At 72.0% G+C, this 14,562-nt stretch carries 13 protein-coding genes; 9 read left to right on the top strand and 4 right to left on the bottom strand.

Translation table 11 applies throughout. From position 1 onward, the window contains the following. Positions 1–68: 68 nt before the first annotated feature. Positions 69–950 carry a tRNA pseudouridine(38-40) synthase TruA gene (gene truA, locus EDD34_RS17525; protein WP_123815712.1) on the top strand — a complete coding sequence of 294 codons (882 nt, stop codon included), beginning with the start codon at positions 69–71 and terminating at the stop codon, positions 948–950. A 71-nt stretch (positions 951–1,021) separates the two neighbouring features. Here truA and EDD34_RS17520 read toward each other — a convergent pair whose 3' ends face one another. Beyond that, entirely contained in the window at positions 1,022–1,435 is a 414-nt protein-coding gene (locus EDD34_RS17520; RefSeq protein ID WP_123815711.1) for a DUF5709 domain-containing protein, read from the bottom strand. A gap of 266 nt (positions 1,436–1,701) precedes the next feature. On the opposite strand from EDD34_RS17520, the gene rplM reads away from it, so the two are divergent. The 4 genes from rplM (at position 1,702) to EDD34_RS17500 (ending at position 5,065) form a co-directional block, all read left to right on the top strand. Then, positions 1,702–2,151 carry a 50S ribosomal protein L13 gene (gene rplM / locus EDD34_RS17515; protein ID WP_123815710.1) on the top strand — a complete coding sequence of 150 codons (450 nt, stop codon included), beginning with the start codon at positions 1,702–1,704 and terminating at the stop codon, positions 2,149–2,151. A gap of 43 nt (positions 2,152–2,194) precedes the next feature. Then, positions 2,195–2,680: a 30S ribosomal protein S9 gene (gene rpsI / locus EDD34_RS17510; RefSeq protein ID WP_123815709.1), complete on the top strand. Its 486-nt coding sequence runs from the start codon at positions 2,195–2,197 to the stop codon at positions 2,678–2,680. Positions 2,681–2,891: 211 nt separating this feature from the next. Next, positions 2,892–4,256 (top strand): phosphoglucosamine mutase, encoded by a 1,365-nt coding sequence (gene glmM, locus EDD34_RS17505; RefSeq protein WP_123815708.1) that lies wholly within the window; start codon positions 2,892–2,894, stop codon positions 4,254–4,256. Between the two features lie 125 nt (positions 4,257–4,381). Continuing rightward, on the top strand, positions 4,382–5,065 hold the full coding sequence (locus tag EDD34_RS17500) for a DedA family protein (RefSeq protein ID WP_123815707.1): 684 nt from the start codon (positions 4,382–4,384) through the stop codon (positions 5,063–5,065). A 78-nt stretch (positions 5,066–5,143) separates the two neighbouring features. On the opposite strand, the gene coaA is transcribed toward EDD34_RS17500, so the two are convergent. Then, positions 5,144–6,127 (bottom strand): type I pantothenate kinase, encoded by a 984-nt coding sequence (gene coaA, locus EDD34_RS17495; RefSeq protein WP_425462362.1) that lies wholly within the window; start codon positions 6,125–6,127, stop codon positions 5,144–5,146. Between the two features lie 142 nt (positions 6,128–6,269). On the opposite strand from coaA, the gene glmS reads away from it, so the two are divergent. Continuing rightward, the gene (gene glmS / locus EDD34_RS17490; RefSeq protein ID WP_123815705.1) at positions 6,270–8,180 is read left to right on the top strand and encodes a glutamine--fructose-6-phosphate transaminase (isomerizing); all 1,911 of its coding nucleotides are present in this window, start codon (positions 6,270–6,272) and stop codon (positions 8,178–8,180) included. Positions 8,181–8,205: 25 nt separating this feature from the next. Here the strand turns inward: glmS and EDD34_RS17485 are convergent, their stop codons facing one another. Together EDD34_RS17485 and EDD34_RS17480 are read right to left on the bottom strand one after the other, a co-directional pair. After that, a complete protein-coding gene (locus tag EDD34_RS17485; protein WP_123815704.1) occupies positions 8,206–8,556 on the bottom strand; it encodes a holo-ACP synthase in 351 nt (116 codons plus the stop codon). Continuing rightward, positions 8,553–9,602, bottom strand: coding sequence for an LLM class F420-dependent oxidoreductase (locus EDD34_RS17480; protein ID WP_123815703.1), 1,050 nt, complete (start codon positions 9,600–9,602; stop codon positions 8,553–8,555). The genes EDD34_RS17485 and EDD34_RS17480 overlap by 4 nt, the downstream gene beginning before the upstream one ends. A gap of 140 nt (positions 9,603–9,742) precedes the next feature. Here EDD34_RS17480 and EDD34_RS17475 point away from each other — a divergent pair, with 140 nt between their 5' ends. From EDD34_RS17475 to EDD34_RS17465, 3 genes are all read left to right on the top strand, one after another. Further along, complete coding sequence (locus EDD34_RS17475) at positions 9,743–11,401, top strand: bifunctional ADP-dependent NAD(P)H-hydrate dehydratase/NAD(P)H-hydrate epimerase (RefSeq protein ID WP_123815702.1); 1,659 nt, start codon at positions 9,743–9,745, stop codon at positions 11,399–11,401. A 100-nt stretch (positions 11,402–11,501) separates the two neighbouring features. Next, complete coding sequence (locus EDD34_RS17470; protein WP_123815701.1) at positions 11,502–11,822, top strand: hypothetical protein; 321 nt, start codon at positions 11,502–11,504, stop codon at positions 11,820–11,822. Positions 11,823–12,143: 321 nt separating this feature from the next. After that, positions 12,144–14,420 (top strand): LuxR C-terminal-related transcriptional regulator, encoded by a 2,277-nt coding sequence (locus EDD34_RS17465; RefSeq protein WP_246012702.1) that lies wholly within the window; start codon positions 12,144–12,146, stop codon positions 14,418–14,420. Positions 14,421–14,562 lie beyond the last annotated feature (142 nt).

The following is a 14,562-nucleotide window of genomic DNA, read 5'->3' as shown; positions in this document are numbered from 1 at the left end:
GCACCGGACCGGGACGACGACGCCCGCCCGGCGGGGAAGGGACAACCCCGGCAGGGGAGAATGTCTCCGTGGACGATCTCATCCGGATCAGGCTCGACCTCGCCTACGACGGCACCAAGTTCGCCGGCTGGGCGCGCCAGCCCGCGGAACGCACGGTGCAGGGCGTCCTCGAGGACGGGCTCGCGAAGATCCTGCGCACCGAGCCGCTCGGGATGCCCGCGCCGCGCCTCACCGTCGCCGGCCGCACCGACGCCGGCGTGCACGCGCGCGGTCAGGTCGCCCATGTGGACGTCCCGGTGAGCCGGTGGGGGCAGATGCCCGGTCGGTCCGACCGTTCCCCGGGTGACGCCATGGTGACCCGCCTGACCGGGGTGCTGCCCGCGGACGTCGTCGTGCACCGTGCCGTGCCCGCGCCGGAGGGTTTCGACGCCCGCTTCTCCGCGCTGCACCGCCGGTACACATACCGCATCGCCGACGACGTCGCACACCGCGACCCGCTGCGTCGCACCCACGTGCTGTTCAGTCGCAAGCCGCTCGACGCCACCGCCATGGACGCGGCCGTCCGGCCGCTCGTGGGACTGCACGACTTCGCCGCCTACTGCAAGCCGCGCCCCGGCGCGACGACGATCCGCGAGCTGCTCGACGCCGGCTGGGAACGCCCGGAGTCGGGAGGCGACGCCGGCCTCCTGGTGGCGCGGGTGGTCGCGGACGCGTTCTGCCACAACATGGTGCGCGCGATCGTCGGGGCGTCGATCGCCGTGGGGGAGGGGCGCAAGCCGGTCGAGTGGCCCGCCGAACTGCTCATGGGCCGGAAGCGGGCCGCGGGCGCCGCCGTCGTACCCCCGCAGGGGCTCGTGCTGGAGGAGATCGCCTACCCGGCCGACGACGAACTCGCCACGCGTGCCGAACGCATCCGCGCGAAGCGCATGGACGAGGAAGTGCTCGGATAGGCCGCGTCAGGCCGACAGCGGGTGCCGGACCGCGGCAGCGCCCTGGGCCGTGCGGCGATCCGGCAGGTGCGTCAGGGCTCCTCGACCCAGTGGACCGCGGCCTCTTCCGCGCTCGCACCGGCGCCGTCGATGCCCGCGTCGTCGCCGTAGAGGTCGTTCTGCCGGCGGCCGTCCTCGCCCGGGTCGGCGTCGTCGTCCTCGACGAGGCGGCCTGCTCGCGACGTGTCCGGACGGGTGAGAGGGTCGCCGTCCCAGCTCTCCGGTTCCTCCTCCGCGAGGCGCTGGTCGAGCGGCTCGCCGTGGGACTCCTCCCACGGGGTCTCGCCCCAGTGGTTCTTGCGAGGGTAGTCGGGCGGGGAGTAGCCCTCGTCGAGCACGTCCGGGGTGCCCCGGTCGACCAGGGTGTCGGCCTGCTGCAACTGGTCCGTGTCGCCCTCGGCGCCGTGCTCAGGATCCGGCGACGTGGCGGGAGTATCGCCGCTCATGGGTCTACGGTGACATATTCGACGCCGCGAAGCGAGGGGGTGTCGAACGCCACGTGGGCCGTTCGCCCCGCTCGCTTTGACCCTGCTCGGAACGCGCGGGTATTCTGGGTCGTCGTTGTGCTATGTCTCCGACGTCCTGCACCGGTAGCGCCCCACTCGCACGCCGATGTCTGGCCCGGACGTCACCATGAGCTCCCGCGCACAATGATCCTGACTCATCGGGCGCCGCTTCTCGCCCGACGACACCGAACAGAAGGTTACGAACCGTGCGTACGTACACCCCCAAGCCCGGCGACGTCCAGCGTGACTGGCACGTCGTCGACGCGACCGACGTCGTCCTGGGCCGCCTGGCGTCCCAGGTCGCCACACTGCTGCGCGGGAAGCACAAGCCGACCTTCGCTCCGCACGTGGACGGCGGCGACTTCGTCATCGTCATCAACGCGGAGAAGGTCGCCCTCAGCGGCAACAAGCGCGAGAACAAGATGGCGTACCGCCACTCCGGCTACCCGGGCGGTCTGACCGCTACGCCGTACGGCGAGCTGATCGAGAAGAGCCCGCGCAAGGCCGTCGAGAAGGCCGTCCGCGGGATGCTCCCGAAGACGACGCTCGGCCGCGAGCAGATCAAGAAGCTCAAGGTCTACGCGGGTGCCGAGCACCCGCACGCGGCGCAGCAGCCGAAGCCGTTCGAGATCACCCAGGTTTCGCAGCAGGCCTGAGGCCGCTGCCGGATCGCAACGCGAAGGACGCGAGGACTACACAGTGGCTGAGACCACCGTCGACACCGCGCTGGACGAGACCACGCCCAGCACCTACACCAGCGAGACGACCGCCCCCGCAACGGGTGGCTCGTCCCTCACCGCACCCGGCCAGGCCGTCGGGCGCCGCAAGGAGGCCGTGGCGCGCGTGCGCCTGGTCCCCGGCACCGGTCAGTGGAAGATCAACGGCCGCACCCTCGAGGAGTACTTCCCGAACAAGGTGCACCAGCAGCTGGTCAACGACCCGCTGAAGCTGGTCGAGGTCGAGGGCCGCTTCGACGTGATCGCGCGCATCAACGGCGGCGGCAGCTCCGGCCAGGCCGGTGCGCTGCGCCTGGGCATCGCCCGCGCGCTGAACGCGATCGACGCCGAGTCGAACCGCCCGGCCCTGAAGAAGGCCGGCTTCCTCACGCGCGACGACCGTGCGGTCGAGCGCAAGAAGGCCGGTCTCAAGAAGGCCCGCAAGGCGCCGCAGTACAGCAAGCGCTGACGAAGGGCGCGGCGCAGGGTACGGCTCGCGGAACGAGGCACGTGCCCGCGGCGGAACCCGAGGAAGCGCTCCGGCCGACGGAGCGCTGACGAAGAGCGCCGCTTCCGGTGGCCCCGCACGGCACTGCCGTGCGGGGCCACTGCGCTTCTCACCTTCTTCGTGCGGCCACTAATCTTGGTCGCACATCTTTCGGCACGGAGGGACACGACATATGGGCAGGCTGTTCGGCACCGACGGCGTGCGAGGGCTCGCCAACCGCGACATCACGGCGGAGCTGGCGCTCTCGCTGGGGAGCGCCGCGGCCCGGGTGCTGACCGCCCAGGGCGAGATCCTGGGCCCGCGTCCGCGCGCGGTCGTCGGGCGGGACCCGCGGGCGTCCGGCGAGTTGCTCTCCGGCGCCGTGGCCGCCGGGCTGGCCTCGGCCGGGGTCGACGTGATCGATCTCGGTGTGCTGCCCACCCCGGCCCTGGCCTACCTGGTCAGTGAGCTGGACACGGACCTGGGCGTCATGATCTCGGCGTCGCACAACGCCATGCCGGACAACGGCATCAAGTTCTTCCAGCGGGGTGGGCTCAAACTGGACGACGCCGTCGAGGACGCCGTCGCCGCGGTGCTGAACGAGGAGTGGGAACGCCCCGTCGGCGCCGACGTCGGCCGTATCCGTCTCGATCCCGGGCTCGCCGCCGTGAAGTACGTGAAGCACCTGACCGAGAGCATCGGGACCACGCTGGAACACCGGCCCCTCGAAGGGCTGCGGATCGCGCTGGACTGCGCGAACGGCGCGGCCAGCGAGGTGGGGCCACAGGCGCTGCGTGACGCCGGCGCCGACGTCGTCGTCATCAACGCGAGCCCCGACGGCCGGAACATCAACGAGAAGTGCGGCTCCACCCATCCGGAACAGCTGCAGGCGGTGGTCGTGGCCTCGGAGGCCGACTTCGGGGTGGCCTTCGACGGCGACGCCGACCGGTGCATCGCCGTCAGCCACACGGGAGAGATCGTCGACGGTGACCAGATCCTCGGCATCCTCGCCTCCGCCATGAAGGACGAGGGGCGCCTGCCGGACAGCACACTGGTCGTGACGGTGATGTCGAACCTCGGCCTGATCCTCGCGATGCGGGAGGCGGGCATCAGCACCGTGCAGACCGCGGTCGGGGATCGGTACGTCCTCGAGGAGATGCGGGCGAAGGGGTACGGCCTGGGCGGCGAGCAGTCCGGGCACATCATCCTCGCCGACCACGCCACCACCGGCGACGGCGTGCTCACGGCGCTGCACCTGGCGGCACGCGTCAAGACCGCCGGCCGGCGTCTCGCGGAGCTGGGGGCGGACATCCGGCGCCTGCCGCAGACGCTCGTCAATGTCCAGGGCGTGGACAAGTTGCGTGCCGGGAGTGACGACGGCGTCAAGGCCGCCGTGGTCGCGGCGGAGGAACGGCTCGGAGACACGGGGCGGGTCCTGCTGCGCCCGAGCGGAACGGAACCGGTGGTCAGGGTCATGGTCGAGGCCGCGACGCAGGACCAGGCGGAGGCCGAGGCGGAGCACCTGGCATCGGCGGTGCGGGAGCGCCTGGCCCTCTGACAGCGTTGCCGGAGCTGTGGGGCCGGCTCGGGTCGAGGAAATATCGGGAGGGTCCTGAGTCAGGGCCGCGAATCAGGGACGAACCCTGGTGACAATCAGGGTGCCCTGTTGCTTACGCTTAGCGCGTGCTGGAACCGATCTACGCCTTCCTGGAAGCCCTGGAGCTCTGGGTTCTCGACCTCGCGGCGTCGCCCTGGGTCTATCCCGCCATGTTCGGATTCGCGACCGTGGACGGATTCTTCCCGCCGCTGCCGAGCGAGTCGGTCCTCATCACGCTGGCCGTGTCGGCACACAGCGCCGGGGTTCCATGGCTGCCCCTGGTCCTGGTGATGGGGGCGCTCGGAGCGTGGACCGGAGACCAGATCGCCTATCAGATCGGCACCGCGATCGGCACCGAACGGGTGCCGTTCCTGCGTTCCGAGCGCGGCAGGCGGATCGTGGCCCGGGCGGAACGGGTCCTCCGGCGGCGGGGCGCCTCGTTCATCCTCGCGGCGCGGTACGTCCCGATCGGCAGGGTGGCCGTGAACATGACGGCGGGAGCCGTGCGCTATCCGCGACGCCGGTTCATGATCATCGCGGCGATCGCCTCGGTGATGTGGTCGCTGTACTCGGCGGGCATCGGGGTCCTGGCGGCCGCGTGGCTCGGCCACGATCCGCTGCTGGCGATCGGCGTGGGGATCGTCTTCGGGGTCACGGCGGGCTTCGCCATCGACAAGGTCGTGATGTGGTTCCAGCGCGGCCGCCCGGACGAGGACGACGAAGACCCGGACCACGTCGCCGAGACATCCGGCGAACGCGCGGCGGCGTAGCGATCGGGACGTCGGAGCGCGCACGGCACCGGCGGAGTGGTGCGGGCACCGGGTCGGAGTTCCCGGGCGCCGCGCGCGTCAGAGCTTGCGCAGGCGGACCCGCTGGACCTTGTGGTCGGCGCCCTTGGTGAGGACCAGGGTGGCGCGGCCGCGTGTCGGCAGGATGTTCTGCTCCAGATTCGGCGCGTTGATGGACTCCCAGATGCTCAGCGCGCGGGTGACCGCCTCGTCGTCGGACAGGTCGGCGTACTTGCGGAAGTAGGATTCCGGGCGCTGGAAGGCCGTGCGCCGCAGCTGCAGGAACCGCTCGACGTACCACTGGCGGATGTTCCGGGTGCGGGCATCCACGTAGATCGAGAAGTCGAAGTAGTCGCTGACGGCGACGGTCGACTCGTCGACCGAGGACGGCCGGGCCGGCTGGAGCACGTTGAGGCCCTCGACGATGAGGACGTCGGGCTTGCGGATGACCACCTCCTCGCCCGGCACGATGTCGTAGATGGTGTGCGAGTAGCGCGGGGCGCGCACCTCGTCCTGCCCCGCCTTGATCCGCGACAGGAAGCGGATCAGGGCGCGCCGGTCGTACGCCTCCGGGAAGCCCTTGCGCTCCATGAGGCCGCGCCGGGCCAGTTCGGCGTTCGGGTAGAGGAAGCCGTCCGTGGTGAGGAGTTCGACGCGGGGCGTCGAGGGCCAGCGGGCCAGCATCTCGCGCAGGATCCGCGCGGTGGTCGACTTCCCGACGGCGACCGAGCCGGCGACGCCGATGACGTACGGGGTGCGGGGTGGCTGCTCGTGCAGGAACGCCGCCGTGGCCCCGTGCAGGCCGGTCACCGCGTTGACGTAGAGGTTCAGCAGGCGCGACAGCGGGCGGTAGACCGCATCGACCTCCTCCAGGTCGATCGGGTCGCCGAGTCCCCGGAGCCGATCGACGTCGGCGTCGGTCAGCGGGAGGGGCGTCGACGCGGAGAGGCGGCTCCAGGCCGCGCGGTCGAGATCCACGTACGGCGATGCCGGCGCCAGCGACAGCAGGTGCTCGCCGATCGTGGTCGATGACTGATGTGTCACCCGCACGATTCTGCACCACCGGCGCGGGTGGTCCGCGCACTCGCACGTGCTCCGCATCGCGCCTTCGTGGGGGTGAAAGGCCTCGTCGGGTCTTGTAAGGAGTGCGTACTTATGGTAGGGCGCCGCGGGTAGACTCGCGATCATGTGCGGAATCGTCGGATACACGGGCTCGAACGGCGTCGTCGCTGACGCACGGGATGACGGCGGCGCCGGGCAGGAGGCGGGGTCGGCCACACCGCTGGCGGTCGCGCTCGAAGGGCTGCGGCGGCTGGAGTACCGCGGATACGACTCGGCGGGCGTGGCGCTGGTCGGGCCCGGGATCGACGGCGTCGCGACCGCGAAGAAGGCCGGAAAGCTCGCCAACCTCGTGGAGGAGCTCGACCTGCGCCCCCTCCCGTCGGCGACGTCGGCCATCGGCCACACGCGCTGGGCGACGCATGGCGGGCCCACGGACGCCAACGCCCACCCGCACCTCGCCGACGGCGACCGGCTCGCCGTCATCCACAACGGGATCATCGAGAACTTCAGCGAGTTGCGTGCCCAGCTCGCCGCCCAGGGCGCGGAGTTCCACTCCGAGACCGACACCGAGGTGGCCGCGCACCTCGTGGCCCGCGAGTACCGCACGACCGGGGACCTGACGCGTGCCATGGCCTCCGCGGCGACACGTCTCCAGGGGACGTTCACCCTGCTCGCCGTCCACGCGGACCATCCCGGCACGGTCGTGGGCGCGCGGCACGACTCGCCGCTGGTCGTCGGGCTGGGCGAGGGCGAGAACTTCCTGGGGTCGGACGTGGCGGCGTTCATCGCGCACACGAAGGAGGCCATGGAGCTCGGACAGGACCAGGTGGTGACGATCACGCCGTCGTCGGTCGAGGTGACGGACTTCGCCGGGAACCCGGTCGAGGCGAAGCGCTACACGGTCGACTGGGACGCCGCGGCCGCCGAGAAGGGTGGCTTCGACTCCTTCATGGACAAGGAGATCCACGACCAGCCGCACGCCGTCGCCGACACGCTGCTCGGCCGCACCGACGCGGCCGGCAGACTCGTGCTGGACGATCTGCGGATCGACGAGTCGGTGCTGCGCGCGGTGAACAAGATCATCGTGATCGCGTGCGGGACCGCCGCCTACTCCGGCCACGTGGCGAAGTATGCGATCGAGCACTGGTGCCGGATCCCGGTCGAGGTCGAGCTCGCGCACGAGTTCCGCTACCGGGACCCGATCGTCGACGAGAGGACCCTCGTGGTCGCCGTCACCCAGTCCGGCGAGACGATGGACACGCTGATGGCCGTGCGGCACGCGCGTGAGCAGGGCGCCAAGGTGGTCTCCATCGTCAACACGCACGGCTCGACCATCCCGCGCGAGTCGGACGCCGTGCTGTACACGCACGCCGGACCGGAGATCGCCGTCGCCTCCACCAAGGCGTTCCTGGCCCAGATCACCGCCGCGTACCTGCTGGGGCTCTACCTGGCGCAGCTGCGCGGGAACAAGTTCCCCGACGAGATCGCCGAGCTCCTGGACGACCTGCGTGACATGCCGCGCAAGATCCAGACCGTCATCGAGCGCGGCGAGTACGTGCGTGCCACCGCCCGCTCGATGTACGGGTGCGACAAGGTGCTGTTCCTCGGCCGGCACGTCGGCTTCCCCGTGGCGCTGGAGGGTGCGCTCAAGCTGAAGGAGCTGGCCTACATCCACGCCGAGGGCTTCGCGGCGGGCGAGCTGAAGCACGGCCCGATCGCGTTGATCGACGAAGGCCAGCCGGTGTTCGTCGTCGTCCCCTCGCCGCGTGGGCGAGACTCGCTGCACTCCAAGGTGGTCTCGAACATCCAGGAGATCCGGGCGCGCGGTGCCCGGACCCTCGTCATCGCGGAGGACGGGGACGACGAGGTGCTCAAGTACGCCGACGAGGTCTTCTGGATCCCGAAGGCCCCGACGTTGCTCCAGCCGCTGCTCGCCGTGGTCCCGCTGCAGATCTTCGCGATGGCCCTGGCCACCGCCAAGGGTCTCGACGTGGACCAGCCGCGCAACCTGGCGAAGTCCGTCACGGTGGAGTAGCGGCGCTCGCCGGGGCCGCGGGACGTCACCCCTCGGCGACCACCATCGCCGACGAGATGCCCGCGTCGTGCGAGATGGACAGGTGCCAGTGCCGCACGCCCAGCTCCGCCGCACGCGCGGCGACCGTCCCGATGAGCTCGACCTCGGGCGGCCCGCCGACCACGCGATGCACGGTCGCGTCGTGCCAGCGCAGGCCGTCCGGGGCGCCGAGCGCCTTCGCGATGGCCTCCTTCGCGGCGAACCGCGCCGCCAGCGAGGACGGCGGCAGATCCCGTTCGGCCGGTGTGAACAGCTTCTCCCGGAGCCGGGGCGTGCGCTCCAGCGCGGCCATGAACCGGTCCACGTCGACGACGTCGATCCCCACCCCGATGATCACTGCAACTCCGGGATGACCTGCTTCTCGAACAGCTCGATGCCGGACTGGTCGTACGCGGCCTCCAGGAAGTACGTGATGGCGTAGGTCATGCCGAGCTTCTCGACCGCCCGCAGCTTCTCGACGATCTGCTCCGGCGTGCCGGTCAGATAGGCCTCGCGCCACACCCCGGTCTCGTCATCGGCGCGCTCCGGCGCCCACCGGCGCAGGTGCTCCTCGATCCAGGCGAGCCGGTCGGCGACCTCCTTCTCGGTGGCGCCGATCACGACGTTGTAGTTGGCCGACCGCGTGATCTCCCCGAAGTCGCGACCCAGGGCGTCGCAGTGCCCCTGGAGCACCGACGACTTGTGCGCGAAGCCCTCCGGGTCACCCGCGAAGTTCGTGTACTGCGCGTGCTGCGCGGCGATGCGCAGCGTCTTCTTCTCGCCGCCACCCGCGATCCACAGCGGGATGCTCGGCACGTCGGCGCCGCCGTCGCCCACCGGGAGCTGCTGCAGCGGCTGCGGGTAGCAGCGGGCGCCGTCGACCTGGTAGTGCCTGCCGTCGAACCGGCCCGACGTACCGGTGCGCCACATGTTCGCCATGATCTGCACGCCCTCGTCCAGGGCGCGCAGCCGCTCGCCCGCGGTCGGGAAGCCGTAGCCGTAGGCGCGCCACTCGTGCTCGTACCAGCCGGCGCCGATGCCCATCTCGATACGTCCGCCGGAGATCGCGTCGGCCGTCGAGGCCACCTTCGCGAGGTAGGTGGGCTCCCGGTAGGCCATGCACGTGCACATCTGCCCGAGCCGTACCCGCTGCGACGCCGCCGCGAACGCCGCCATCAGCGTCCAGGCCTCGTGCGTCGCCTCGTGTGTCGGATCCGGCACGGTGTGGAAGTGGTCGTACACCCAGGCCGACTCCCAGGCGAAGCCGCCACCGGGGACGGCCTCGCCCGCTGCCTGGTTCTCGGCGCGGTGCAGCAGTGACAACATCGTCGACCAGTGGTCCTCGGGAGCGATGTCCACGAGGTCGAGCCGCCAGCCCTGCGGAATGAAGAGTCCGAATCGCATGCCCCTGAGCCTAGGAGGTCGCGCGGGCAGGTGTCGTCCCTTGTCCACGGACCGTCTCCGGGGCCGCGGATCGTCGATCCGCCGGATCCGGATCGCGTCGGCTTACCGAACCGTGACAATAAGCGGGCATCATAGGGCTCGTGATCGAGGCATGGACGGCAGACGAGATTCGCGCGGCGGAGAAGCCGCTGCTCGACGCGGGAGTACCCCTCATGGACCGTGCCGCGCGGGCCATCGCCCGGGCGGCGCTCGCGGACGTCGCGCGACGGCGGTCCGGCGGCGGTGCCCCGCGGCCCCGGTTCGCGGGCTTCCTCGGGTCCGACGGCGTGCCGGGGCCCGGCCGCGTCCGGCCTCCCCGCCGCCCGGGCGCCGTCGGGAACGCCGCGCACGGCGCGCGGGCGGTGCTGCTGGTCGGCGCCGGGAACAACGGTGGCGACACCCTCTTCGCCGGTGCCCACCTGGCGCGGTCCGGCATGCACGTCACCGCGTTCCTCGTGGCCGGCGTGGTGCACGGCGAGGGCCTCGCGGCACTCGAGGCCGCCGGCGCCGACGTGATCGCCCGGTCCGAGCTGCGCGTCCCCGTCGTCGTCGAGCACGTCGAGGCGGCGGACGTCGTGCTGGACGGGCTCGTCGGGATCGGGTCCCGCGGCGCGCTCCGGCCTCCGTCCGGCGGGATCGTCCGGGCGCTCGTGGAGTCGCGGTCGGCCGCCGAGACCGCCGGAACCCCATGGCCGTGGGTGGTTGCCGTCGACGTGCCCAGCGGCATCGGGGTCGACGACGGTTCGGTGCCCGGTCCGGTGCTCCCGGCCGACCGTACCGTGACCTTCGGCGCCCGGAAGCCGGGCTTGATCCTCCCGCCGGCCGCCCACCTCGCCGGTGTCGTGCAGGTGGCCGACGTCGGCCTCGGAACGGCGCAGGGACCGCACGTCCCGGGCACGCTGCGCCTGGAGGGCTCCGACGTCGCCGCGGTGCTGCGCGTTCCTGGCGTGCGCGACCACAAGTACACGCGGGGCGTGGTGGGCGTCGTGGCCGGGACCGAGAAGTACCCCGGTGCGGGGGTCCTCGTGACCGCGGGAGCGGTGCGCGCCGGTGCCGGCATGGTGCGGGCGCTCGGGCCGACGACCGTGACCGACCGGATCCTGACGCGCCATCCCGAGGTGGTCACGGCGGGCGGGCGGGTCCAGTCCTGGGTGCTGGGCCCGGGCATTCCGTCCGACGGGTCGGACGCCGGCCAGGACCGCCGGGTCTACGGTGCGCTGGCGGCCGTGACCGGGGTGCTCGACGCGGAGGTGACCGGCGGTGTCGTGCCCGCCGTCATCGACGCGGGCGCGATGGCGATGCTGGAGCACCGGCTCCCGGAGATCGCGGTGCTCACCCCGCACGCCCGGGAACTGGCGGAGCTGATGCGCGGGCTCGGGCACGAGGTCGACCGCGCCGACGTCGAGGCCGAGCCCGTGCGGTGGGCGCGCGCGGCGCAGCGCGCGACCGGGGCGACGGTGCTGCTGAAGGGGTCCGTCACGGTGATCGTCGGTTCGGGTGCGACCTTCACGCAGGCCGACGCGCCCGCGTGGCTCGCCACGGCCGGTGCGGGTGACGTCCTGGCCGGCCTGCTCGGCACCCTGCTCGCCTCGCGGGCGGACGACGTCCTCGCCGATCCTACGCTGACGAGCCGTGTCGCCGCGGCCGCGGTCGTGCTCCACGGCCGGGCGGCGGCCCTGGCCAGCGGCGGCGGCCCGGTGTCGGCGACGGACGTGGCGGATGCCGTGCCGCGCGTGATCGCGGACGTCCTGGCCGCCTGAGGCACGCGGCCGGAACCGCCGGCCGGGCCGCCGCCGGGACTCGTCTCAGGAACTTGTCGAAAGTGGTGTGACATCTCAGGCGCTCCCGCGTCTGTGGTGCATGAGTATCGATGCGGAGTCCCGGTTCCACGAGGTCATCGACAGCTTCGCGCGCCTGGACAGCCTGGCCCTGCGCATCCAGCGGGACGTGTTCCAGGCGGCGCCTGGAGGCGAGGGCGCCGCTCCGGTGTGGATCGCCGGACTGACCGTCTCCGTGACGCTGAACGACGTGGGCGCCGCGAAACGGCTCGTCGTACGCCACCGTCTCGTCGCGGGGCCGCGGTCGCCGCTGGAACTGAGCAGGACGTGGTGCGGGTGGCTTCCCGAGGCGTCGCGCCGGCTGCCCGTCTCGGTTCACGTCACGCTCGTGCCGGGCGGGTGAGAGACCTCGGCGTCGTCCGCGAAGGCCAAGCACAATTCCGGCAAGCGCGCATTAATCCCACCTGCACCACTTGCATCAACCAAGCAAGATCGTCATTTCGTCATACACTCGCATCGCACCCCCACGAAAAGTAACCGCTGCCACAAAAGGGGGTGGGTGCGCGTGAGGACACGGACAGTATCGCCTCGAGTGCTCGATGGTGAGCCTCGACAGGCCGTCGGAATGACCACGGAGAATGTGCGCGAATACGCGCTTCACGGGCGAGACCGGGAAATGCGGACCATCGCCGGGGTTGCCTCGGAGATCGATCCTCGGACCTTGATGGTGGTCGGTCCGAGCGGTTCCGGAAAGACCGCGACGGTCATGCACGCGCTCCGCGGCCTGGGCCCCGACGTCCCGGTGCTCCGCGTGCAGAGAATCTGGTCCCGGCGCCCGCACGCACGATTCCTCGGCGACACGGACCGTTCCGACCTCACGGTCGTACCGTCCGGCGCCGACCGGAACGCCGCGACGGGCTTCTTCGAGAGCGTCCTCGAGAACCTCGGCGGGACGATCCCGCGCGTCGTGTTCGTCGACGACGCCGGAGCGCTGACCGAGGAGCGGCTCTCGTGGCTGCAGCACCTGGCCGACGAGGCGTTCGCACTGGACTGCCGGCTCGTCGTCGCCGCCGAGGAGCTCGCGCCCGGTGCCCTGCCGGACGAGCTCGACGTCCTCCGCCTCGGTCCGCTCGGCGCACCGGAGCTGCGGCACTTCCTCACCGACGCGCTCGGCCTCGCGCTCGCGGCGGACGTGGTCGAGCGGATCACCTGGTGGAGCGAGGGAAACCCCCGGCTCGCCCTGGAACTGGCCCAGGACCTGTCCGTGGCGCAGTTGCGCGGCGGGGCGCTCTGGCACGGCCCCGACGCCGCGGGTTCCGCCGCCGCGCGGACCTACCGCCATGTCCTCGGGAAGATCGACGAGTCCGGTGCGGGCCTCCTCGCCTCGTTCGTGCTGCGCCAGCCCGGATCGAGCCTCGGTGAGGAGCCGTGGGACGGAGTGGCGGGACTCGGGGACGACCCGTCGCTCGGCCGCCTCGCCGACCTCGGACTCGCCGAACTGCGCGGCGAGACGTGGTTCCTCCGCCATCCGTTGGTCGCGGTGCTCTGCGCCGAGCGGAACGGGGCCGGCATCCCGGTGCCGACGGCGGAACGCAAGAGCGAGGCGATGCTGCGCGGCCTGCACATGCAGGAGCTCAACCCGGTACTGCGAGCCGGCCCGCTGTCCGTGGACTGCCCGAAGAACCGCGCCCTGGCGTTCACCATGTCGGTACTGACCGGGCAGACGTGGGGCATCCCGCGCGCGGGCTCGGCGGCCGCCGTCGGGTGCCGGGAGTGGTCCGATCACGTGTGGTGGCGGGCATCCGCCGGGCCCGACGAGCCGGTCCGCGCGGCGGCGGCGCGCCTGACGGCCGCGGCCCTCGCGGTCGAGGCGGAGGGCGCCGTGCACGACCCGGATCAGCTTCACGCCGATCTGGACACGGTCGGTGAGACGTCCGGCCAGCACTGGCTGGGCCTGCACCTGCAGACACGGATGCGGCTCATGCTCGGTGACGTGTCCGGCGCCCGCGCGCTCGTGGCGGCACACGTGGACGACGACGCCCGGGATGCCGCCGAGCAGGTCGCGCGAAGCCTCAGCGCGGCCATGGTCGCGGCGGTCGAGGGACAGTTCCACGACGTGCGCCGACATCTCGACGCGGTGCGCCGGTTGCGTCCCGGATGCGACGGGTGGCTGGTGCTGCGCGGGCTGACGGCTCTCGCCGACGCCGCCATCGACGGCCGGGTCCCGGACGTGGGTGTGCCCGACGTCCTCGGGAACTGGTCACCGCGCGCGGCGGCGGAGTTCGCCGCCGACGTCGGGGCCGCGCACCTGCTCCTGGGACGTGCGCGCGAGGCCGTGTCGCTGCTGGCCGTGTCCACCGAGCAGTGCCGATGGCCGTACCAGTGCCCGGTCATGGTCCGGGCGGACCTGGTGGACGCCGCGGTGTCCGCGGGCGACCTCCAGGCGATTCCCGCCGCCGGAGGCGCCGGCGCCTCCGAGTGCGGCGTCCTGTCCGCGGACCTGCGAGCCGCCACCACCCGCGGTGCGGCTCTGCTCGCGGAGGGCGACCGTGCCCTGGTCGCCTTCGAGGACGCGGTCCGTGCCTCGACGCCCCCGGCATCGATCCGCCAGCATGTGCGGACGCTCGTCGCGTACGGCCGCTTCCGCGCGGCGCGCGGGGACGCCGGTGTGGCGGTGGCGGCGTTCGACCGTGCCCGGACCCTCGCGCAGCTGGCCGGGCTCGCCGGGTGGACGCGGGGGATCGACACGGCGCAGACGGCATCGGGTGGTGCGGTGGCCAGCAACCGGTGGGAAGGACTGCGCCGGGACGAGCGCACCATGGTGCGCCTCGCGCTGAAGGGGGCCACGAACTCGAAGATCGCGGAGTCGGTGTTCGTCTCGGAGCGGACCGTGGTGAACCGCCTGCGGCAGGTGTACCACCGCCTGGGGATCCGCGACCGCCGGGACCTCATCCGCCTGGCGGAGGAATGCCCGCCCCGGTGGGCGGCCGCTGAGGTGTAGTGCCCGCCGCGTCGTGGACGCGCCGACGTACATGGCCCGGGCTGCCCCGACGGAGCGGCCCGGGCCTGCGACGCATCCTGTCCCGGGTGCTGTTCCTGCGGGCGCCGTTTCGATCCTTTCGCAATGGCGGGGAAAGATCCGA

The organism is Myceligenerans xiligouense (assembly GCF_003814695.1).
GTDB lineage: Bacteria > Actinomycetota > Actinomycetes > Actinomycetales > Cellulomonadaceae > Myceligenerans > Myceligenerans xiligouense.
Note: the sequence above shows the minus strand (reverse complement) of the source record. Positions and strands in the feature narration are given on the sequence as shown.

Excerpts from the sequence above, each read along its gene's own strand:
- EDD34_RS17520 (WP_123815711.1), bottom strand. The coding sequence starts at position 1,435 with ATGAGCGGCGATACTCCCGCCACGTCGCCGGATCCTGAGCACGGCGCC.
- glmS (WP_123815705.1), top strand. The coding sequence starts at position 6,270 with ATGTGCGGAATCGTCGGATACACGGGCTCGAACGGCGTCGTCGCTGAC.
- EDD34_RS17480 (WP_123815703.1), bottom strand. The coding sequence starts at position 9,602 with ATGCGATTCGGACTCTTCATTCCGCAGGGCTGGCGGCTCGACCTCGTG.
- EDD34_RS17470 (WP_123815701.1), top strand. The coding sequence starts at position 11,502 with ATGAGTATCGATGCGGAGTCCCGGTTCCACGAGGTCATCGACAGCTTC.
- EDD34_RS17465 (WP_246012702.1), top strand. The coding sequence starts at position 12,144 with ATGGTGGTCGGTCCGAGCGGTTCCGGAAAGACCGCGACGGTCATGCAC.
- glmM (WP_123815708.1), top strand. The coding sequence starts at position 2,892 with ATGGGCAGGCTGTTCGGCACCGACGGCGTGCGAGGGCTCGCCAACCGC.